22 protein-coding genes are annotated in these 21,631 nt (G+C 45.4%); 8 read left to right on the top strand and 14 right to left on the bottom strand.

The features are described 5' to 3' along the window. Nucleotides 1-49 precede the first annotated feature (49 nt). Entirely contained in the window at nt 50-2,365 is a 2,316-nt protein-coding gene (locus ACQ4M5_RS30555) for a glycoside hydrolase family 31 protein (RefSeq protein WP_430679578.1), read from the bottom strand. A 21-nt stretch (nt 2,366-2,386) separates the two neighbouring features. Then, a complete protein-coding gene (locus ACQ4M5_RS30560; RefSeq protein WP_430679579.1) occupies nt 2,387-3,169 on the bottom strand; it encodes an SDR family oxidoreductase in 783 nt (260 codons plus the stop codon). Between the two features lie 125 nt (nt 3,170-3,294). Between ACQ4M5_RS30560 and murQ the strand changes: the two genes are divergently transcribed. Beyond that, the gene (gene murQ / locus ACQ4M5_RS30565) at nt 3,295-4,206 is read left to right on the top strand and encodes an N-acetylmuramic acid 6-phosphate etherase (RefSeq protein WP_430679580.1); all 912 of its coding nucleotides are present in this window, start codon (nt 3,295-3,297) and stop codon (nt 4,204-4,206) included. On the opposite strand, the gene ACQ4M5_RS30570 is transcribed toward murQ, so the two are convergent. Further along, nucleotides 4,194-4,532: a hypothetical protein gene (locus ACQ4M5_RS30570; protein ID WP_430679581.1), complete on the bottom strand. Its 339-nt coding sequence runs from the start codon at nt 4,530-4,532 to the stop codon at nt 4,194-4,196. The genes murQ and ACQ4M5_RS30570 overlap by 13 nt on opposite strands. A 366-nt stretch (nt 4,533-4,898) precedes the next feature. Here ACQ4M5_RS30570 and ACQ4M5_RS30575 point away from each other — a divergent pair, with 366 nt between their 5' ends. Together ACQ4M5_RS30575 and ACQ4M5_RS30580 are read left to right on the top strand one after the other, a co-directional pair. Next, complete coding sequence (locus tag ACQ4M5_RS30575; protein ID WP_430679582.1) at nt 4,899-5,156, top strand: hypothetical protein; 258 nt, start codon at nt 4,899-4,901, stop codon at nt 5,154-5,156. Nucleotides 5,157-5,221: 65 nt separating this feature from the next. Next, nucleotides 5,222-5,365 carry a hypothetical protein gene (locus ACQ4M5_RS30580; protein ID WP_430679583.1) on the top strand — a complete coding sequence of 48 codons (144 nt, stop codon included), beginning with the start codon at nt 5,222-5,224 and terminating at the stop codon, nt 5,363-5,365. A 38-nt stretch (nt 5,366-5,403) separates the two neighbouring features. Here ACQ4M5_RS30580 and ACQ4M5_RS30585 read toward each other — a convergent pair whose 3' ends face one another. The 3 genes from ACQ4M5_RS30585 to ACQ4M5_RS30595 all read right to left on the bottom strand — a co-directional run bounded on the left by ACQ4M5_RS30585 (nt 5,404) and on the right by ACQ4M5_RS30595 (nt 9,342). After that, the gene (locus tag ACQ4M5_RS30585; RefSeq protein ID WP_430679584.1) at nt 5,404-6,156 is read right to left on the bottom strand and encodes a tetratricopeptide repeat protein; all 753 of its coding nucleotides are present in this window, start codon (nt 6,154-6,156) and stop codon (nt 5,404-5,406) included. Nucleotides 6,157-6,207: 51 nt separating this feature from the next. Next, a complete protein-coding gene (locus ACQ4M5_RS30590) occupies nt 6,208-8,868 on the bottom strand; it encodes a GAF domain-containing protein (RefSeq protein WP_430679585.1) in 2,661 nt (886 codons plus the stop codon). Between the two features lie 111 nt (nt 8,869-8,979). Then, on the bottom strand, nt 8,980-9,342 hold the full coding sequence (locus tag ACQ4M5_RS30595; RefSeq protein WP_430679586.1) for a hypothetical protein: 363 nt from the start codon (nt 9,340-9,342) through the stop codon (nt 8,980-8,982). A 227-nt stretch (nt 9,343-9,569) separates the two neighbouring features. Here ACQ4M5_RS30595 and ACQ4M5_RS30600 point away from each other — a divergent pair, with 227 nt between their 5' ends. Beyond that, nucleotides 9,570-10,076 carry a DUF4168 domain-containing protein gene (locus tag ACQ4M5_RS30600; protein WP_430679587.1) on the top strand — a complete coding sequence of 169 codons (507 nt, stop codon included), beginning with the start codon at nt 9,570-9,572 and terminating at the stop codon, nt 10,074-10,076. Here the strand turns inward: ACQ4M5_RS30600 and ACQ4M5_RS30605 are convergent. Together ACQ4M5_RS30605 and ACQ4M5_RS30610 are read right to left on the bottom strand one after the other, a co-directional pair. Beyond that, nucleotides 10,073-10,852, bottom strand: a complete 780-nt coding sequence (locus ACQ4M5_RS30605; RefSeq protein ID WP_430679588.1) for an anti-sigma factor domain-containing protein — start codon at nt 10,850-10,852, stop codon at nt 10,073-10,075. The two genes, ACQ4M5_RS30600 and ACQ4M5_RS30605, sit on opposite strands and share 4 nt — an antisense overlap. A 13-nt stretch (nt 10,853-10,865) precedes the next feature. Then, nucleotides 10,866-11,441: a sigma-70 family RNA polymerase sigma factor gene (locus ACQ4M5_RS30610; protein ID WP_430679589.1), complete on the bottom strand. Its 576-nt coding sequence runs from the start codon at nt 11,439-11,441 to the stop codon at nt 10,866-10,868. Nucleotides 11,442-11,794: 353 nt separating this feature from the next. Between ACQ4M5_RS30610 and ACQ4M5_RS30615 the strand changes: the two genes are divergently transcribed. Beyond that, on the top strand, nt 11,795-12,361 hold the full coding sequence (locus ACQ4M5_RS30615) for a fasciclin domain-containing protein (protein WP_430679590.1): 567 nt from the start codon (nt 11,795-11,797) through the stop codon (nt 12,359-12,361). A 225-nt stretch (nt 12,362-12,586) separates the two neighbouring features. Here ACQ4M5_RS30615 and ACQ4M5_RS30620 read toward each other — a convergent pair whose 3' ends face one another. Beyond that, the gene (locus ACQ4M5_RS30620) at nt 12,587-14,638 is read right to left on the bottom strand and encodes a GAF domain-containing protein (protein ID WP_430679591.1); all 2,052 of its coding nucleotides are present in this window, start codon (nt 14,636-14,638) and stop codon (nt 12,587-12,589) included. 285 nt (nt 14,639-14,923) lie between these two features. Between ACQ4M5_RS30620 and ACQ4M5_RS30625 the strand changes: the two genes are divergently transcribed. Then, nucleotides 14,924-15,346 carry a response regulator gene (locus ACQ4M5_RS30625; protein ID WP_430679592.1) on the top strand — a complete coding sequence of 141 codons (423 nt, stop codon included), beginning with the start codon at nt 14,924-14,926 and terminating at the stop codon, nt 15,344-15,346. Nucleotides 15,347-15,574: 228 nt separating this feature from the next. Here ACQ4M5_RS30625 and ACQ4M5_RS30630 read toward each other — a convergent pair whose 3' ends face one another. Beyond that, nucleotides 15,575-16,396: an SDR family NAD(P)-dependent oxidoreductase gene (locus tag ACQ4M5_RS30630; RefSeq protein ID WP_430679593.1), complete on the bottom strand. Its 822-nt coding sequence runs from the start codon at nt 16,394-16,396 to the stop codon at nt 15,575-15,577. Between the two features lie 376 nt (nt 16,397-16,772). Between ACQ4M5_RS30630 and crtW the strand changes: the two genes are divergently transcribed. Continuing rightward, nucleotides 16,773-17,537, top strand: a complete 765-nt coding sequence (gene crtW / locus ACQ4M5_RS30635; RefSeq protein WP_430679594.1) for a beta-carotene ketolase CrtW — start codon at nt 16,773-16,775, stop codon at nt 17,535-17,537. Nucleotides 17,538-17,540: 3 nt separating this feature from the next. Beyond that, the gene (locus ACQ4M5_RS30640) at nt 17,541-18,368 is read left to right on the top strand and encodes a class I SAM-dependent methyltransferase (protein WP_430679595.1); all 828 of its coding nucleotides are present in this window, start codon (nt 17,541-17,543) and stop codon (nt 18,366-18,368) included. 133 nt (nt 18,369-18,501) lie between these two features. Here the strand turns inward: ACQ4M5_RS30640 and ACQ4M5_RS30645 are convergent, their stop codons facing one another. The 4 genes from ACQ4M5_RS30645 to ACQ4M5_RS30660 form a co-directional block, all read right to left on the bottom strand. Next, a complete protein-coding gene (locus tag ACQ4M5_RS30645) occupies nt 18,502-18,726 on the bottom strand; it encodes a hypothetical protein (RefSeq protein WP_430679596.1) in 225 nt (74 codons plus the stop codon). 81 nt (nt 18,727-18,807) lie between these two features. Further along, on the bottom strand, nt 18,808-19,140 hold the full coding sequence (locus ACQ4M5_RS30650; protein WP_430679597.1) for a hypothetical protein: 333 nt from the start codon (nt 19,138-19,140) through the stop codon (nt 18,808-18,810). A gap of 3 nt (nt 19,141-19,143) precedes the next feature. Further along, the gene (locus ACQ4M5_RS30655) at nt 19,144-20,568 is read right to left on the bottom strand and encodes a radical SAM protein (RefSeq protein ID WP_430679598.1); all 1,425 of its coding nucleotides are present in this window, start codon (nt 20,566-20,568) and stop codon (nt 19,144-19,146) included. 3 nt (nt 20,569-20,571) lie between these two features. Further along, on the bottom strand, nt 20,572-21,315 hold the full coding sequence (locus ACQ4M5_RS30660) for a prolipoprotein diacylglyceryl transferase (protein WP_430679599.1): 744 nt from the start codon (nt 21,313-21,315) through the stop codon (nt 20,572-20,574). Between the last annotated feature and the right edge of the window lie 316 nt (nt 21,316-21,631).

The raw sequence follows: 21,631 nt of genomic DNA on the forward strand, positions 1-21,631 counted from the left end.
ATCAAAACTAAAAGAGATGCCTTCTAACTTAGGGGCATCTCTTTTTTGTTTAAAAACTCAGTTGTTTCGCAGTGCCATCATCTGAGATTGTTTGTTCACCGACTCCAATCAGTTCGACTCGAATCGATCGAGAATTTGGTTGCCATTGTCCTTGTCGCGCTTCAATCTCAACCGTTGAATCATTGACTCGATAGGTTGTTGTGGCAAATTGTCCAGATTGATATTCAAACGATCGACCATCATCCTCGTACAAAGCGAACTCGCCTTGACCGGGATAGACTTTGAGATGCAATTGGTCGATCGAGCTTTCATCCACATACTGCATCACAGGCTGCATTGGAATAATTGCACCTGCTTTCACATACATCGGCATTCGTTCTAATGGAGCATGAGCGAGAATATGCTGATTACCCTCAAACTTTTCGCCCGTCCACCAATCAAACCAAGTGCCCTCTGGTAAGTAAACCGCTCGATACTCCACACCTGGACGATACACCGGAGCTGCCATCAGATGCGAACCGAGCAGCACTTGATCGTGAAGGTGATAGGTTTTCGGATCATTCGGATATTCGTACAACAAAGGTCGCAGAATGGGTGCACCTGTCTCCGAAGCTTCCCAGAACAAGGTATAGAAATAAGGCAGTAATTGATAGCGAAGCTCAATGTATTCGCGGCAAATCGCTTCAACTTGCTCACCAAACACCCACGGTTCATGTTGTGCGGTTGTTAGTGCAGAGTGCGCTCTCATCAACGGATAAAGCATTCCCACCTGCATCCAACGGGCGAATAGTTCTGCTGTTGCATTTCCAGCAAATCCGCCGATGTCTGCACCGACAAATGGAACTCCCGATAGTCCAATATTACAGAGCATGGGAAGTGACATTTCGAGATGTTCCCAGAGCGATTGATTGTCGCCCATCCAAACTGAAGACCAGCGTTGAACTCCAGCAAAACCAGAACGAGTTAAAACAAACGATCGCTGATTCGATCTCAGTCGGTTTAATCCTTCTGCGGAAGCTCGCGCCATGTTGTACCCATACAAATTATGAGTCTCCGCGTGTGTTCCCCCTTCTCCGGGATTGCCTTGAGGCGCATCCATTGGAAAAGGAATATGCTTGCCCTCATCGCCAAAAGGTCGATCGGCAAGACAAGGTTCGTTCATATCATTCCAAATGCCTTCTACGCCCACATCGGTGAGTTTTCGCTGCCAGTCGCCCCACCATTGACGCACTTCTGCCCGCAAGAAATCAGGAAACACAGATTTATCGGGCCAAACATAGCCTGCAACCAATTTTCCGTCTGCACTTCTCACAAAGCAGTCTTTTTCTAAACCTTCGTGATACACCGGATAGTCTCCGTCCGGTTCATACTTCACGCCTGGATCAACGATCGTCACGACTTTGAATCCGTTCTGTTTCAGATCAGCAATCATCTTAGCTGGATCAGGAAAGCGTTTCGGACTCCAAGTAAACACTCGATAACCCTGCATATAATCAATGTCGAGGTGAATTACATCACAGGGAATTTTGCGCGATCGAAACTCCTTGGCAAGTTTTTGCACGACTTCTTCCGATTCATAGCTCCAGCGACATTGATGATAGCCGATCGACCATTTTGGCGGCAGTGGCATTCTGCCCGTGATCTCGGTGTAGGTTTCGAGAATTTGCGCGGGGGAAGTGCCATGAATAATGTAGTAGTCCAACTCCGGAGCCTGAGCTTGCATATGCCAGATTCCCGGTTCTGTTGCACCCAGATCGAACTGGCTCAAGTGTGTGACGTTGAGGAAAATTCCGTAAGTTAGCTCAGGACGAAGCGCAATGAAGAACGGGATCGCTTGGTACATCTCATCATCGATCGATGAATAATCTAAAGCATCGACTGTCCAATTCGTTTTAATCTGCGATCGCTTATCTAACAGTCCTGCCCGTTCCCCAAATCCGTAGAAATGTTCTTCGGCTTCGATCTTCTTCCAGCAAGCGACTTGACCCATTCGCCAAGCAATATTCGTATCTTCAGCAAACGGTTTGCCGTCTAAGTCATAGCAACGAATTCGACAGGGCGATCGATCAATCACGACTCGCATTTGATCGGTTTGGATCTCGATTGATTCCTTCTCTTCGATGTTGAATTTAACGCTTTCCCAGTCTTCATCGGGTCGATTCACAGCCCACGATCGACGGGGAAGAAAGTGACCTGTAGGAGCGAGTTGAACTCGAATTAAATTGGCTGCCAAGAGACTGACTTTAAGACAAGCTTCGCCGCAAGTGAGCAGAATTGAGCGATCGGAAATATCAACGCGATCGACATTTCCGAGTGAAGTCCAGGGCTGACGAGTCGTAGGGAGCTTTCCAAAAACTTGAGGCATAACTTTAACCGAATGAACAACTTAGCCAACTAACAAAGATTCTGCGCCATCGATCCAAACCTCGGTTCCGGTAATGTGACTTGCCACATCCGAAGCAAGAAACAGCACTAATTGAGCTACTTGATCCGGTCTTCCAGGCAAGCCACCATTCAGCGGCACTCGCCCATTCGGATAGTAGGAAGGCTCTTGAATTTTGTCGAGGTTGTATTGCTTCGTTGTGTTGTGAATATTTGTCCCGATCGCACCCGGACAAATCACATTCACTCGAACTTTGTGCTTTGCCAATTCCAATGCAATCATTTTCGTGAATGCAACTTGAGCCGCTTTCGTACAAGAATACGCAGTCGCACCTGTATTACTAAATGTTCTAGTTCCGTTTACCGAAGAGGTAACAATCACTGATCCACCTTGTTTTTTTAAGTGAGGAACTGTATATTTCACCGTGTAGAAAGTTCCATTCAAATTTGTATTAATCGTTTTATTCCAATCTTCGGGTGTAATTTCTTCAACTGGTGCCCATATACCGTTAATTCCAGCATTCGCAAAAACAATATCAATTCTTTCTAACTGTTCAATAATTTCTCCGATCGCACGTTCAACTTGATCCGGTTGAGAAATATCCGCGATCGCAGACATCGCCGTTCCGCCCTGAAGTTGGATCTTATCGACCGTTTCTTCAACCGTATCCGCAGACCAATCGATCGCACCCACGATCGCGCCTTGTTCTGCCAAGAGCATCGCCGTCTCTCGTCCAATTCCCGACCCTGCGCCTGTCACTACCGCAACTTTTCCTAACAACTGCATAGTTTCCTCGTTGAGAAGTCGTCCCTTTCACAATGTTTGCCCGACCGCGATCGTACCTCTGTCATCAGTTAGGTTCGCTCGATTGTCATCTGGTAGAATGCAAGATGCGTTTTTCTCTAATGGTTATGCAACTTCAACCACGCGGACATTTACTGACCGAGCAAGTAAATCCAGCGAGTGCCAATCTCGATCAGCTTTCGTCGCTTGAAATTGTCGATGTATTCAATCAGGAAGACGCGAAAACCATTAGCGCGATCGCACAAGCACGAGAACCTTTAGCGAAAGCAATTGATCTGACCGCTGAAAAACTGCGTCAAGGCGGTCGATTGTTCTATGTTGGAGCCGGAACCAGCGGACGATTGGGCGTGTTAGATGCAGCAGAATGTCCACCTACTTTTTGTACTCCGCCGGAACTGGTGCAGGGAATTATTGCAGGAGGCGCAGATGCACTCTTGCGAAGTTCAGAAGGATTAGAGGATTTAGCAGATCAGGGAGCAGCAGAGATCGACGATCGACAAATTACCAATCTTGATGTTGTTGTTGGTATTGCTGCGGGCGGAACTACACCTTATGTTCATGGCGCATTGTCAGAAGCTCGGAAACGAAATGCCACTACGATTTTTATGGCTTGTGTGCCTCAAGAGCAAGTGCAAATCGATGTTGATGTTGATATTCGCTTGTTAGTCGGGGCGGAAGTATTAGCAGGTTCAACCCGATTAAAGTCGGGAACGGTGACGAAATTAGCGCTAAATATTCTCTCGACTGGAACAATGGTGAGATTAGGAAAAGTCTATGGAAATCGCATGATCGATGTTGCGGTGACGAATTCCAAATTGCACGATCGAGCCTTAAGAATTCTCTCTGATTTAACCAACTTAGATCGAGAGCAAGCCGCAGAACTGTTAGAAAAAAGCGATCGCTCTGTGAAAACGGCTTTGATGATGCACTGGTCAGGATTATCAAAGTCGGAGAGCGATCGCGTGTTGAATGAACATCAGGGAAATCTGCGGGCTGCTCTTCAAAGTCAGCTAATTTGACAACCCGTAGTTTGAACTGCACCAATGATTCGACCGATCGCGAAGAGTGCGATCGTGCCTGCCACAAAGATGCCACTGCGGTACATCAACCGCCAAACCCCGATCGGCATTTCATTCACTAAATTCAAATAGCCCCAAGCCAGTGCCGACATCAAAACGCCCATGACCCCGGCTCGAATCGATCCATAGCAATCTGAAGTCGTAACTAAAAAACTACAAGAAGCTAAAAATAAACAGACAAAGCTCACCAATGCTGCAAATGTTCTCGTCATACGTCTAACTGGTTGTGCGATCGCACCTAGATAATCCGGGTAACAATTTACCATTGAGTGTTCCCAAGGATGACAGGGGCTAACCCCCTCATTGGTCAAGATATGCTGGTCTAAACTGGTGATCGTTTCACCCTAATTTGATATTTTTTCCTAAGAACGTATTTAAAAACAATCATTCATCGCATTCACCCGCCCGGAAATAAATCTCCGGGCTGATCAGGGGAAGCCACTAAACTGGGCTAGGAACTCCGTATGACTCTCCTAGCCCGCTTCAGCGGGGTTTCCTCCATTAGCCCGGAGATTCATTTCCGGGCGAACTGGCAACGCAGCAAAGCCGCTTTTTATATTTCTCAAACATCCTCTAAATACAAATAATTCAGATGGGGCACAATAAACGTGCAATGTTCTTGATGGTGAACAATGGAAGACAATACTACCGTTTCAGTTTGTGTTGGCACATTCGATCCATTTGGAATGCCCATCACGATTACGAAACATCTGAGTGATTGCGCCACGATCGCGTTTCAAGCGATCACGCTCAATCTGTTGCTTTCACACGCCTTTAAGCTAGAAGCGGCTGAAACGACTGTCATTCGCCACGCTGAGGGTTCTAGTATTCGTATCGATCGAACATTGAAAGGCTATACGGGATACGTCGGAACCGATGACGGTGAATAATCAGTCCCATCAAAGCCCTTAATAATTGCGGCACAATAGAAGGGTCAGCAATTTTGGGTCACGGTATGGCACAGATGGACGATCGTAAAAAGCGAATTATGGAGCACTTAGCTCGTAGTACGAATGATTTCAGCAGACCTTTACCCGTTCGTTCTCTAGAGCGTAAACAGCGGATTCTCGATCACGTTCGTCGAACCACAGGCAATTAGAGGAAAAGAGCGATCGTAATAGTCGATCGCTCTTTTGCTTAACGTAGTTGCTTCAAAAGCTTCTCGGCTTGATTGACCCAAGTTTGATTGCGTCGATAGTGATAAATCGGGGAAGCTTTTACTTTAGCAATCATCGATTCGAGATGATTTCGTGCCTCGATCGTATTCCCCTCTTGAATCAAAACCTTGGCAAGCAAAACTGAAGATTCTGGATGACTCCAACGCCTCACATCCGATTCTAGATGAGGTTTCGCCGCATTCCAGTCTTTGATCTCAAACAGCGATCGACCGTACAGCAAAGATGCTTCACCACAGCGATAATCTGGATCTAAACGAATCAATCTAGCTAGAAAATCCTGAGCCACATCGAATTGCTTATTTCTCACAGCTAAAAACGCACAACCCCAAAGTGCATTCGGATTATTTGGCTCTTTTTCCAGCGCTAATTGGTAAGACTCTGCTGCTTTGTCAAACGTGCCAATCTCACATTGAACATTTCCTAGCTCGATGTATTGGTAAGCTTTACCGATATTTTTAACTGCTGCTTCTGCATTCCAGAGCTTTTGTTGATGAGTCCACTGCTTGAAATAGTTTGGCACTGGAACATTTGCACGAGGCAACCAACAGGCAAAGAAATACACGATCGCGCCTGGAACATTCAGAAAGATCAAAATCCAAAGCCAGGTTTGTCGATCGCGCTCGTTTTTAACACAGTCCAGAATCATCAATATCCAAAATGCTGATGGAATCAATGCCCACAGTCCTAATCCCCCAATAAAGCTCTCCAGCATCGTCCTTGAATCCTCTTTGCCAGTTCGTAGCTAGATTGCCCAGGACGGTAGTTAATGCTGACAAATTGGAATTTCAATCCAAAACTCAGTCCCTTGATCCGGTTCGGAAATACATTGAATGGTTCCTTTGTGCTTCTGAACTACAATTTCATAGCTAATTGCAAGCCCGATTCCTGTGCCTTTTCCGATCGGCTTTGTGGTGAAAAACGGATCAAAAATTCGCGATCGCACTTGTTCTGGAATGCCCGCACCATTGTCTCGAATACAAATTGCGACTCGATTTGGCTCAATTTGCTTGGTGGTAATCCAGATGCAAGGTGTTGCTTGATCGGTTTCTTCGATCGCATCGATCGCATTGCTCAAAAGGTTCATAAATACCTGATTGAGTTGACCTGCATAGCATTCGATCAGTGGTAATTCTCCGAATTCTTTGATCACTTTACTGTTTGAACTCAGACGATGCTGCAAAATCAACAATGTATTATCAATGCCTTCGTGGATGTCAACCTCTTTGAATTCAGCCTCATCGAGTCTTGAGAAATTCCGTAGGGATAGTACAATCTGTCGAATTCGTTCGGTTCCAACTTGCAACGACGATAGTGTTTTTGGCAAATCCTCACGCAAAAACTCTAAATCGATCGCGTCTGATTGTTCTAGAATTTCTGCCTGTGGCTCTGGATAGCAAGCTTGATAGGTCTCAATCAATGACAAGAGAGCACTGGCATAACTCTGAATATGATTGAGATTTCCATAGATAAAGTTGACGGGATTATTAATCTCGTGTGCGACTCCTGCTACTAACTGTCCCAAACTCGACATCTTCTCAGTTTGAATCAGTTGAGTTTGAGTTCTTTGTAGAGTTGAAAGAGCTTCGATTAATTGTTCTGCTTGCTCATTCGTTTGTCTCAGGAGTTCTGCTTGTTCTAGCGCAATGCTTAATTGAACTGAAACTTGTGTCACAAATCGAATCTCTGCTTCTGTCCAATCACGCGGGCGATCGCATTGATGAACACACAATAATCCCCATAGTGATTCACCTCTGAGAATCGGAGCAGTGATACTAGCTTTAATCGCATACCGATCTAACATCGCTTGGTAGCAAGAATGAACCGCAGATTGAGTAATATCCGCGATCGCACTAACTCGTCCATTTTGATAGCGAATCGCATACTTTTCACCAAAACACCGATCTTCAAACGTTGTGCCTAATGCCGCAGAAAACGGCTTTGTAACCTCTTCTGCAATCACTTTGCCTGTGTTGTAATGGTTCGCAAGATCAAACTGATAGATACAAACTCGATCGACATTCAGCGATCGGCGCAATGCCTGAGTTACTGTTGCAAAAATTGTCTCAATCTGTAGCGACTTCCGCATCTCTGTGACAACATTGAACAAAACCTGCTGTTGCTCTGTTGCTTGTTCCAATCGTGCAGTTCGTTCTTGTACTTGTAGCTCTAAATTGGCATTCAAACCTTGTAATTGCTGATGCGTTTCATACTGTTGAATGGCAGTCGAGAACTGTTGAGCGATCGCAGAAACGAACTTCAGATCAGTTGCGCTCCAAGGTTCAATGTTGCCTCGACAAGTTTCTTTCCACACTTCAAATGATTGACGTGGATAGAGTTGCCGCTGATCTGGATCGACCTGTCCTGCCCAAAGAATTTCAGTTTCAATCTCGTCTCGAAACACTGTTAAAAATCCAAGCAATTGCTGTCGATACCAAAGCGGCACAATGACCAATCCACGAATATCTGTCGATCGAAAAGCAGGCTGAAGATTTCTTAGCGCAGACTCTTTGTAGAGATCGGCGATCGTCCAAATCGGATCTTGCTCAGATCGAAAGCGGTCTTTCCACGCACTGTACTCTTCGAGCACCGAATAGGGAGCATTTTCGGGCATCGTCGGCTGACTGCCAGAACAAAACAATCTCACACAGTTACTCGGAAGCTGGGGATCATAAACATTCGGCTCGATCGCAAGCGATTTTGCATAAACCCACAGTCGCCCACCTGAACCATTCAAGGCTGAAACAGTGCAATCCAAAGCGGCTTGAAGCTCGATCGTAGAAAGCGAATGCAGCAAACCCGCAATTTGATTCAGATTCGATTCACGAGTCGCTTTCGCATGAGTTTGTTCAATTAAAGTAAATTGCGCGATCGCAACTGTCAGTAAATCAACACTTAGTTGTAGCGTTTCGATCTGCCCTTCAGACAGCGTTCGAGGTTCAGCATGATGAATGACTAACAATCCCCATAACGTTGCTTCTTGCAAAATCGGAATGACTAACGAAGATTGAACGCCCATTGCGCTCAGGTACTCCGCATGACAGGAATCGAGAGGACGGAAGCGAACTTCCTCTGGTGCAGTTGGATCGATGCCACTCTGTCCAATTTGACGCTCTGACAGATTAACAATCGATCGAGCACGAGTTTTAATGAACAATTCCCTCGCATGGGGCGGAATGTCATCGGCTGGAAAAGTCAATCCCAACAATGAGGGAAGTCGCTGTTCTCGAATCCACTCAGCAACGACGCGACCTGTTTCATCCGGTAAAAATTGGTAGATCTTGACGCGATCGCAGTTCAGAAATTGCCCAACTTCCTCGACCGTCGCTGCAAGAACCTCTGAGAGATTCTGCGATCGTCGAATCCAACACATGATACGACCGAACAGTTCCGTATCCGGACTCGAAGCAATCCCTTGAACTACCATACCGATTTGCCCTTACACAGTTTATTGTTTGACAGGAACTCAGAAGAAATTCCTGCGTTGGCATCAGTATGGGCAAGTTTTAAGAAAAAGCTAATCTAAAAAGTGCAATTTTTATCGATTCGTCGAGTGAGTTGTTTTCGGATTGCGCGATCGAAAATCAGTACACTCATTGGCGGATGGAGTCATCGCGACATGAGGATTAACCGCGCACTTCATGTAAGGATTGTTACTGAAGTACTGGCACTTTTTACACGGAAGTTGAGCGAGAGAACGAGTACTTTTCACTTCTTTGCGATTTAACTTCCAAGTGTCCGCGATAATGCAAACTACACCTGCCCAGATCGCGATAAAGCAAATGGGGACAAGCAGCAGTGAAGCTTCCTGAGCGATCGAAGGATCGTTCGCTGGCAGGCGATCGCTAGACGATGGAGGAACTTCGGTACGGGCAATAATGGGCTGTTTTAAAGGCGGCATGATAACGGTAGGGAGCGCACAGTGAGGGAATCTACTCTTCTATTATTTGTAGCGATCGCAAATCTGAACTATCTCTACCGGGGGAGTTGGCTTAAAATCGATCTGGGTATATCTACAGATGGAGATCGATAGAGAGAGAACGTAGATTTCTTTCCAGCTAACGGATGTGTTAGGAACCAAGCCCCGTTAAGATGACCCAAAGTTATCACATGATGCGGAGGTTCAGAATGATTCAGCGACTTCTCTTAGGTGGATGTGCAATCCTAGTCGCGGGCGTGGTTTCGCTCCCAGTTCGCGCTCAACAACAAGCTCCGCAACAAGCCCCGCAACAGACGACTCCGGCTCCCACGGTTAACCAAACGGTGACACCCGCAGAAACTCGCCAATTTGCGAATGCGGTAAAGCAAGTCTTGGCAATTAGCCGACAGTCGGAAACTCAAGCGGTGGCTGCGATTCGGAGCGAAGGACTGACAGAGCAGCGATTTGATGAGATTTTCCGTTCAGAGCGCAATCCACAGCAAAAACCAGCGAAACCTGTGGAGGCAACTGAAAAACAACGCTACGATCGAGCATTGGCAAAATTGGTGCAGTTGGGCAAAGACAATGATGCCAAGGTTGAAACTGCGGTGAAAAAAGAAGGATTGAATATTCCTCGCTTCAATCAGATTTTCCAGGTTGTGCGATCAAATCCTCAATTGCGCCAACAGGTTCAACAATTGATTCAGCAAAATTAAGTTCGACTTTGCATGATCACTGGTCCGCCTTTCGTTGTGGGATCAGTGATCGCATCGATCGTAATCAGCATTTGAGTTGGGTTTGCACCACACACACTGGCAGAAGGAGTCAATTGCACGAAGCCTTGAGCATTCGGATTGAATTGACCACAGTATGCCAGTGTTGTTTCAGTTGGAACTTTTGCCCAGAGACGATAAATCTTGCCGCTGGGCGGTTCTGGTAAGTTTTGTACGAGAATGATGACTTGGTTAGTTTGGGCGGACATGACTAAACTTCCAGAGGCGGCATTTGCTCGATCGGAACCTTGAAGGGAGTAGATCAATGTGCCCGGTTGTTGCAGCGTGTTCAGAACAGGTTGAACCGTCTGAGCTTGAAGATTTGCCTGGTCTAAATCGCGCTCTAACGTTTCAATTCGAGCATTCGCTTGTTGAAGTTGAGTGTTCAATGTTGCGATTCGCCATCCCAGAATTAATAAAGCGGTTGCTGCGATCGCGCCTCCGATTCCAGCAATCCAGTTAGATCTCCGTTTAGTCGGTCTAGGACTTGATTGTGCTGCTGTAAAGATTCTTTCTCGCAACTGCTCAGAAGGTTGCCGGAGTGGAACCGTTGTTGCCAAGCTATCAAAGGAAGTCTGAAATGCCTCGACTTCTTGCCATAGATGGGGATGCTCGCTGAGTAAACGATCGACAATCAAGGCTTCATCGTCGCTGAGGTTGCCGAGAATGTAGCCTGCAAGGAGTTCCTGCCAATTGTCCGGGAGTTCTGCGCTGACCATAATTGAGACGATTTTAGCTTGAAAATTCGAGACGTTGGCGAAGTTTGAGCAGTCCTTGACGCGATCGAGTTTTGACAGTCCCTAGCGGCAAGTTCAGTCGTTTAGCGATTTCAGATTGGCTTAAGCCTTCAAAATAGGCGATTTGCAAAACCTCGCGTTCACTCTCAGAGAGATACGCCAAGGCATGACGCACTCGATCTGATTGTTCACTCCTGGCTAAATCTTCTAGCGAAGACGGTGTTTCTTGCTCTGAGAGTCGTTGCCAGCGCTGGAGAAATCGAGAGCGAGTGCCTTGAGCGCGAAGTTTGTCGATCGCTTTCGATCGCGTCAACGTGGTTAAAAACGCCTTGAGCGATCCACGAGAACTCTGATAAGCATCTTTTTGCCAGAAGGTGAGAAAAACATCTTGAGTGATGTCTTCTGCTTCTTCAGAGTTGCCTAAAATCCGATATGCCAAACTATAGACTTGTTGAGCGTATCGATCGTACAAAATATCCAATGCCTGAACTCGTCCTTCTCGGAGTGCAGCAAGGACATCCTCATCGGACGATTGTTTGAGATGTTCAGGGGGAGAGTATTCAGAAGCCATTGCAAAATCAACGCAGTAGGCAAGTTTTGATCCTACACTCAAGCCGTCCATTTCCCTCTTTCTACCCTCTAATTTGTATTACGTCTAACTCGATCGATTGGATGTATTTATTGAGCAAAATTTTCCAATCCGATTCGAGGAGTTTCCCGTATTAGAAATAGATAGGCAAAAAATCCTGCAATTTCGAGGAGCTTGACTAGACATTCAGTTTAGCGAGGTTTTGTCGGTCTCTAGGTTTCAATTCCAGGATATCACCAGCATCTCTCTAGTGATCGTTTGTCGATTGCTCTCAATGCAATTTCTGTGTTGACTAATTTGCTGTGCTTGTTTTAACTAACCCTATTGGAGTGTTCATGAAAATTTCAGCGTTGCGATTCGATCGTGCCTTCAAGACTACATTAGTTCTTTCGACTGTCTTGTTTGGATTTGCAGTTCAGGCAGAGGCGTGTCCTCGATCGGGTGCGAAAACATCTCCGGCGGTCGCAACTCGATCGACGCAAGCAGGTACGATCGTTGATATTGCAGCAGGCAATTCTTCTTTCACGACCTTGGTTCAAGCGGTTCAGGCTGCGGGATTGGTTGAGACTTTATCTGGCGATGGTCCTTTCACTGTGTTTGCACCAACGAATGAAGCATTTGCGGCACTTCCACAAGGAACATTAGAAAAACTGCTCCTGCCTGAGAATCGAGAAACGTTGCGGAAGATTCTTACTTATCATGTGGTTGCTGGCAATGTGCTGTCGAAAGATCTGCGTTCAGGAGAGGTTGCAACGGTTGAAGGAAGCCCGGTTGCAGTTCAGGTACGGAATCAAAGAATCAGGGTGAACAATGCGACTGTTGTTAGTGCAGATATTGCTGGAAGCAATGGTGTGATTCATGTGATCGATCGAGTTATTCTGCCGCCAGATCTGAAGCTTTAGCGACTGTTTTAGAGGTGCTCGTTCATCGCATCGATCGCCCCTCGAATGGAATTCGGGGCTATCGGAACAAAGTCTGTTGAAACAGACTGAAGAGTTCACTACAAGGGGTTTTCAGTCCCCTTCAGTGGACTTTGATCCGATAGACCGTGATTTCCAATCACGGGCGGACTGCAATCCAAGCGAAGGACTTTCTGTACCTTCAAAGCACTACCTTGAAGGCACTCTCTAAACCCGATCGAAAATCAGTGTGAAAGCAGTCCGATCGCGATTGCTTTCCACGACGATCGAGGCTCCCAATCGTTCTGCTAATTTCTTCACCACGGCAAGTCCTAATCCCGCGCCACTGGCTTCCCAAATGTCTCGATCGGGCAGGCGGTAGAACTTGTCAAAAATTCGCTCTAGCTCTTCAGGAGACATTTCTTGGCTGGAATTGCTGACGCAGAGATGTAACTGATTCTCGATCGTAGTTACAGAGACAAGAATTTCACCATCTGCGGGAGTGTATTTGTAAGCATTGTTGAGCAGTTCCACTAAGATTCGCTCTAGATAAGTGAGATCAGTTTCTAGAAGTGGAAGCTGTTGAGCTAAATCGAGTGAGAATCGTTGCTGGCGAGTGAGAGTGCGATCGCGAAACGGTGCAACCGCACGAGGCAGCCAAACATTGAGATTAATTTTGCTTGGATTGATTGCTTCGTCTGCATCTAAGTAAGACAAGGTAAGCAAGTTATCGATCAGTCGAATCTCTCGCTGACATTCTCGCTCTAGGATCTCGATCGTGCGAATCACAGTCGGATTGTCTGAAGATAGTGCCCCTTTGAGGTCTAACACTTTTCGCAAAGTTTGGGCTGCTAGAGAAATACTGCTGATCGGAGTGCGAAGTTCGTGAGTAATGCTGGTGAGGAATTCGTCTTTGAGTTGGATTAATCGTTCTAAGCCATGCACTTCGGTTTGAACGGCTTGATAGAGGCGAGCTTGTCGAATCGCGATCGCACATTGATTCGCAATCTGCTGCACAAAATCAATCTCATCTTGTTCAAACAATCGAGTCCGAACCAGCCAAAGATTTCCTAAAATTCCTTGATCGTCAACGATCGGACAAGCTAATCGCGTGATATCAATGTCATTCGGTGCTACAAAATTCGGATCGTCGTATAGTTCGACTAGAGCTAGTTCTAGGCTTAGAACCTGTGTAAGTTCCTGTGTGACTGATTTTAGAATTTGGTTCTCATCTAGTGTATCGCGAACCTTCTCGGTGATTCTTCTAGCTAGTTTTTCAAAGTCTAGAATCTGTTGCAGTTTACGGGTTCGTTCTTGAACTTGCAACTCTAATTGAGCATTCATATCTTGAACGCGATTTAACAACTCTGCATGTTGAACTGCAAAACCAACCTGCGTCGCCAATTGCTTTAGAAGATCGATCGTAGAATCGTACCATTGCCGATTTTCCCGACAATGTTGAGCGATTAACAGTCCCCAAAGTCCCATCTCAGACACGATCGGAACGACTAAATTTGCTCGAACTTGGAGTGAAGCAAGTAGATCTCTGTAACACGGATGCACCTCTGCTTCATCAATGTTACAAATGGCTTGAATTCGACCTTGATAGTACTGCTGGATGTAAGTTGCCGGAAAGCAAGGATCTTGAAAGCTTTTACCTAAAATTGAATTCCAAGGCGGATTCACCGATTCGACCGCGATCGTACCGCTCCAATCTGCTTCAAAGCGGTAGATTAAAACGCGATCGGTATTGAGAAATACTCGAACTTCTTCAACGGTGCGATGCAAAATCGTAGTCAAATCAAGCGAAGTGCGAATGCGCTGTGCGATCGCGCTAATCAACTGTTCACGATTTCGTTGATATTGAAGTGCTTCTAGTGCGGTTTGCTCGGTGGAGCTTCTCGAAAAGTCGGATGAATTCAAAAGCTGGCAGGTAGCAATCCACTGAACGTGATGTGAATCTTCAAATGCCTGAATTTCTATGTTCACATCAAGGTTGCAACCATCACTACGCACCAACGAAAATGACTGCAATTCAGAAGTCTGAAATTCCTCGATTAGTATGCTGTGTAACCTTGCTCGATCGCGGACATGGAATAAACTAAAGACCGATCGCCCGATTAAGTCTTGTGAGGAATAGCCCAAGTGAATTAAGCCCAACTCATTTGTGCTGATGATCGCTCCGGAGCGATCGAGCGTGAATTGGATCGATTGCGGCGGGCAAGGTGTGAGTGAAACGGATACGTCGCGATTGGGGGTTTCTGAGGGAAACTCTTTCACAGAACTGTCCTTGTGACATGAAGAGGAACGTTCGGAGCAAAGCTCAAAGTCTAAAGCAAGAGTACGATCGACGTTTTGAGTTTATCTCAGCTTATTAAGAAACTATTAATTTTCTAATGAATTGGCTGATTTTTGCACTAAATATTACAGCTTTTTAATTTGTTCTGAAGTATGTGCTTTATTCTACAATGCACAGTTTTACGAAATCATGAGATATCTTAAGATTTTCTTTATTTTTTCGCGGATATCAGCTATTAATAGTCCAAGGATGCGTGGTAAGACATCATGACCCATCAACTTTCAAGCCAGCAGCCGCTTCGAGCGTTAGTTGTAGACGACGATTTAGATTCAGTCATTCTCATGACAACAATGCTTGAGATTCACGGAATTGATGTGATCGCTACAATGAGCGCCGCTCAAGCTCTACAGGCGATAAGCTCACTGCCCCATATTTTGATTTCAGATCTCGCAATGCCCTTTGTCGATGGATTCGATCTGATTCGCCAGGTTCGGAATTTGCCGCCTGATCAAGGGGGAAAGATTCCAGCGATCGCGGTTTCGGCTTGGGTGGCGGTGGAAACCCAGGAACGTGCGATTAATTTTGGATTTCAAAAGTTTTTGGCGAAACCGTATCAGCCGAATGATTTGATTGATTTGGTTTCGCAATTGACGGGGTGGAAAGTGAGTGAGCCAGAATTTGCGGCTTAGAGGGTGTTTGAGAAGGATAAAAAGCGGCTTTGCTGCGTTGCCAGTCCGCCCGGAAATGAATCTCCGGGCTAATGGAGGAAACCCCGCTGAAGCGGGCTAAGAGAGTCATACGGAATTCTTAGCCCAGTTTAGTGGGCTTCCCTGACTAGCCCGGAGATTCATTTCCGGGCGGGTGAATGCGGTGAACGATTACTTCTCAAACACCCTCTTAGAGCGATCGAGATCCCATCAATAATCCTTGTCGCTATTCTTGAATGTTCGTCGCATAATCCACTGAAGCGCATCCGGGAAAAGCCGTTGCGAGATTACAGAAGCGCCTGCCGATCCTACAACTACTTCGGTTTTCTTATGCTTCACAGCATCAATAATCGATTTCGCCACATCATCAGGCTTTTCCACCACTGGAACGCTCAGGACTTGCTCTAACTGTTTCCGACGTGCGATCGTATCTTCTTCATCTTTGCCGCGAAAGATCGCTCGTTCCATGAAATCGCTCTTGATCAGATTCGGGTAAATTCCACAAACGGTGATGCCTTTCGGGGAAAGTTCCGACTGCAAACTTTGAGTGAGTCCAGTAAGGGCAAATTTACTGGTTGTATACGGCACAAGATACGGGATCGGAACTTTGCCGCCTGATGAAACCACATTCACAATCATGCCGCGACCTTGAGAGATGAAATGCGGCAACAGTGCATGAATCGTGTGAATGTATCCCCAAAGATTCGTATCGATCGTCGTGTGCCAATCTTCAAGCGAGAAACTATCCGCAGGACCAGAGATATAAACCCCTGCATTATTGACGAGAACATCGATCGAGCCGTATTCAGTAATCGCCCGATCGATCATCACTTTGACTTGATTCGCATCTCTCGTATCGGTGGGAATTGCAGTGACACGGGGTGCGATCGACTTTAATTCCTCAGCAGTCGCGTTTAAGCGATCGACCGTTCGAGAAGCCAGCACTAGGTTATAGCCATTTTCAGCAAACCGTTTGGCAGTTGCTTTTCCAATCCCTTGAGACGCGCCTGTGATAATAACTGTAGGAGCCATGATAACGATGAATTAAAGCATTCTTTTAGTGTGGTTGGTATCGTATCAGATTCGTCTAACTTGCGTTAGATCTTGTTAGCTTATGTTCTGAATAAGCAGAGTTTTTTAATGTTTAAACAGATGTGGCTTTTAGGTAGAGAAGAGGTTAGCCCCACAGAGAGATAGAATTCAATCGTTTAGTTTCTAAGCTGTCGAGTATGCAATTTTCATGCTGTTTCTTCGTTTCTTCTGTGTACTGTCGAGCTTGATTCTCAGTCGGATTAAGTTCTACAACCGGGCTTATAGATGTTAATATTTGTAAAGCGTTACCGAATCCTTGTAGAAGCAGCATTTGTTGAAACTTGCCGCTCATTCTGAATGTTTGTGGAGTTATCCCGTGGTTTCTTTCCGTTCCGCCCCGATTCAGCCTGCTCAAGATTCTGGAATTCATGTCGATCGCGGTGTTTTTGTCGCGCTGACGGTGATTGGAACTTGGGCTGCAAGTCTCGCAATTTTACTGACGACAGAGGTTGATCAAATCCCGGTTTTTGTTCGAGTGATTGCGATCGCATTACAGACATTTCTATACACAGGTTTATTTATTACGGCTCACGATGCTATGCACGGTGCTGTGTCTCCTAGTAATCGTAAACTAAATGATTTTATTGGATCACTTGCGCTTCGCGTTTATGCGTTATTTTCATTAAAAGAAATGATCCGGACGCATTGGGAGCATCATGCTCATCCCGCTTCCGATCTTGATCCCGATTTCCATAACGGTAAGAATAAAAATTTCTTTTCTTGGTATTCCTATTTCATGGTGCGGTACTGGAGTTGGACTCGAATTTTTGGTCTAGTTGCGATGTACCATATCATGCACCGAGTGTTTCATGTTTCTGAACTAAATTTGACTTTGTTTTGGATGATTCCTTCGATCGCAAGTTCTGTACAACTATTCTTTTTCGGAACTTTCTTACCGCATCGTGAACCGGCGGAGGGATATCAAAACGAGAGTCGTGCTCAAACTACGAACTGGTCGCCGATCTGGTCGTTTCTGAGTTGCTATCACTTCGGCTATCATTTAGAACACCACGAGCGTCCGGATCTTGCATGGTGGCAACTTCCTGAACTGCATCATCAGCGATTACAAGGGAAACACTAAGCAATGTCAAACTGGGTAGAAGTTCTCAACGAGTACTCGAAAAAGGATTTGGAGCAGCGAAAGGTCTGGTATTCTCCGGTTGTGGAGATGTACGATCGAGCCAGACCCCGTTATCCGAAACAGATTATTCAACGAGTTGTTGAAGTTGCCCAGTTAGCTCCTCAATCAAAGATTCTAGAAGTCGGCTGTGGTTCAGGTGTCGCTACAGTCGATTTTGCACGATTGGGATACAGCATTGATGCGGTTGAGCCAAATCTAGAATTCTGTCGAATAGCAGAGCGAAATTGCTCGGACTATCCGAATGTGCGAATCATTCCTCAGACCTTTGAAGAATGGCGAGTTGAACCCAGAAAGTTTCAGATTGTTCTCGCGGCAAATGCTTGGCACTGGATTTCATCGGATATTAAGTACGTCAAAGCTTCTGAAGCATTACAGAACAATGGTGCTTTAGTGTTGCTCTGGAATATGTCACTAGAGCCGACTTACGAAATTCATCAATTTCTTGATCAGGTGTATCAAGAAATTGCACCGTCGATCGCACCAAAATACGAAGGCAAGGAAACTCAAGAAGAGATTTTGCAAGGATTAGGGAAATTGATCAGTGATTCGGGATTGTTCGCGGCTCCGGTGCAGGAATCGATCGAGTGTGAGCGAACGTATGATGTCGATCGATATCTTGCGCTTCTAAGTAGCTATTCACAATACATTGCTTTAGAGCCAACCACAAGAGAAGACTTATTTGCAAGATTGAGAGAGACAATCAATCAGCAATTCGGCGGTCAGATTCAGCTTTTTAACCTGTCTGCATATCAGATAGCAAAGAAACAGTAAGACTAATCAAATCCAGCGAACATAGACATTAAGTAGTAATAATTAGCAAATGCAACGACCATTGCACCAATGATTACGCCGCCCATTAGTGAAAATCTTCGCTTGTATGCCAGAAAGAGAATTAGCGGAATGATTATAGTAGCTGAGTTGCGCCAATCGAGAAGCTTCCTATGGTCACTACCATCGCTGTGGTATAGGCTGCTCCGTACCACCAACTCGATGCTTTTGCATAAGCGGTCAGCAGCGATTGGGAGGTTGATCCGATGATCAAACCAAAGATAAAAAAGATTACAACGGCTATAGAAATAGATAACAATATCCCGCGAAACACACCTCGTAAGTGATTTGATAAAGTCACTCGATCGCTCCTTTTAACACCAGTTTCGTAGAGTCATTTTCTAGCTCAAGCTCTGAATTTAGTCATTTGGAAGTCTACAATTTAAAGGATTGTAGGAAACCAGATATAGCAAACACCATTGAGTAATGCTGTGATGATTGCGCCGATGATGACACCTTTCATCAGTGCATACTGTCGATCGCGATTCAGGATAATAATCGTTGGAATCACATAGAGAAGCTGAGAAATTCCGATAAAAAACAGTCCGTAAAACAGCAAATTGCCGACTGGGTAAAAAAATGGATGCAAGTTTAGAGGTAGAACGCTTAACAATCCAGCAACAATTGCAGAGATCGCAGTTCCAACGAACAATGCACCCACATGCAGTCCGCTCAGCAAAATAATGCCACGAGCAATTCTCCGCCATTCAGACATACATTACCTCGCGATGGCAGGCGATTGAGACACTAAATGATGTCCTTCGCTGCCTGGTCGATAGAACATATTGTAAGTATCAAACGGAATAATTCGACCATCCGGATCAGCAATGTGAATACACGATCGTTTTACCGATTTCACATCAAAGTTAAATGGATCAAGAAACTGCATAATGATCACTCGAAATACATTCTCGTAGGTGATTCCAGCCGGAACTGGAAGCATTGGTAAACAACAGAGGAGTTGCTTCAATGTGGTTGCTGAGGAAACCGGAGAATGATTCGTTGAAAACAGCTTAAAAATCTTTTGCTTCAAGTCTTCGTTTTGCTCGTACAACACCGAATTTGGCATCACGTCGAGAAAGGCAGTTGGATCGAGCAAACCTGTTAATGGAATGACTTTGCCATTGACTTTGAGTGCATAAGCCATTGATAAACAATCGGGATGGCAAGGAACAGGTAAAAGGTCTTTTGGCTGGAAGTGTGGACTTTGTTCGAGAATGGCTCGGCGAACTTCGGTTAGAGTGTATCGATCGCGTTTCGGATCATAGTTCTCCAATCGTCCAGCCGCTTGAATCGGTTGGAATGTCACTCCTCGAACACACTTCTGCTGTAACCCGTACTCAATAATCCGACCAATTTCGTGATCATTCAATCCTTTTTTGATCGTTGCGACTAATGTTGTGGAAATGCCGAACTCATTGAGATTCGCGATCGCTTTTTCTCGAATGTTCCGTAAGTCTGCTCCTCGCAATTCTCGCAGTGCTTTCTCTTCAAAGCTATCAAACTGTAAGTAGACTTCAATTCCGGGCATGTAGTCGCTCAGTCGCTTGCAGAATTCGCGGTCTTGAGCAATCTTGATGCCGTTAGTATTGATCATCAGATGCTTAATCGGTTTAGTCTTCGCAATGTTGAGGATTTCAAAAAACTCAGGATGGATTGTCGGCTCACCGCCGCTAATTTGCACCACATCCGGTTCACCTTCATTCGCGACAATGTTATCCAGCATTTGTTCGATTACTGCTAAACTGCGATCGCGTCTCGGATAGTTCGAGTGAGATAGTTCTTCAACACCGGAATCTGCATAGCAAATTGGACAAGAGAGATTACATCGATCGCTGACTTCCACCAATGTTAAACAGCTATGCTGCTCATGGTCAGGACATAATCCACAATCGTAAGGACAGCCTCGACTAATCGGAGTATTGAACTTGCGCGGCATATCTCCAGGTTTGATGAACTCTTGGCATTGTTTGTAGTACTCAATGTCATCAGCAATCAGAACCTCTTCGCGTCCGTGAATCATGCAGTGTTTTACTAAATAAACTCGATCGTTCTGAAAAATGATTTTTGCTTCAACTTTGGTCAGACACTTGGAACAGACACTATTGGTTAAACCGTAGAACAAGTAAGGACGAGACGGCATAGTTCAAGCCTCTTGAAATTTAAATAGTTTTGGAATGCTACGAGCGTAGTAGATGAGTGCTAAGACACAAGCGATTTGAATGGCACTTAAGCCTAGAATGGGTTGAAAATCAGGTTTAATCGAATCAATCAGTAACCGAAAGCTGAGATAGCTAATCATGAAGAATTTGAACAGATCGCCAGATTGGAGCGAATAGCGCGATCGCACTTTCAAAAACACCATCAGTAACAATAAAAATCCAATCTCATAAAGCTGTGTCGGATGTCTCGGAATGCCATCACCAAAATCAACGCCCCAAGGTAAATTCGTCGCGATGCCATAAGTACGATCGCTTAATCCAGTTAAAAAACAACCGATTCTCCCGATCGCCATCCCAAGCATTAACGGGTAAACAAAAGCATCTCCCGTCGATTGTTTCACCCTGATAATTTTCTTCGTTAGTTCCACCCCGATCAATGCTCCTAACAGCGCTCCCACTACTGTTTTTCCTTGCAGCAACATTAGCCAGAATAGTTCTCGTTGTTCCCACCAGAGATCAATGTGTTGTAACATTACGAGAACTTTCGCGCCGATCAATGCGCCAAGCATTCCACCGACTACGATCGAGCTTCTTTGAGTTGGTTTGATCGCATCCCGTCGAAAATTCCGCAACGATAACCGCAACGCCACCGTATACGCGATCGCTTCAAACAAAATGTGCGGATGTATCTTAAAGTCGCCAATGCCAAGATAAACGGGAAAATTCACGCAGCATTACCAGAATTGCGATCGCTAATATAGGCGATTTTGCAATACGAATTCGACTCTCATTGCAATCTGTTTAGAACTCGTCATAATCCTTCAAAAAGAATCGGGGCTGTATAGACAAAACTCATCTAAGAGGGTGTTTGAGAAGGATAAAAAGCGGCTTTGCTGCGTTGCGAGTCCGCCCGGAAATAAATCTCCGGGCTAATCGGGGAAGCCCACTAAACTGGGCTAAGAACTCCATATCACTCTCTTAGCCCGCTTCAGCGGGGTTTCCTCCATTAGCCCGGAGATTCATTTCCGGGCGGGTGAATGTGAT

Source organism: Leptolyngbya sp. AN10, from assembly GCF_050565645.1.
Taxonomy (GTDB): Bacteria; Cyanobacteriota; Cyanobacteriia; order Leptolyngbyales; family Leptolyngbyaceae; genus Leptolyngbya.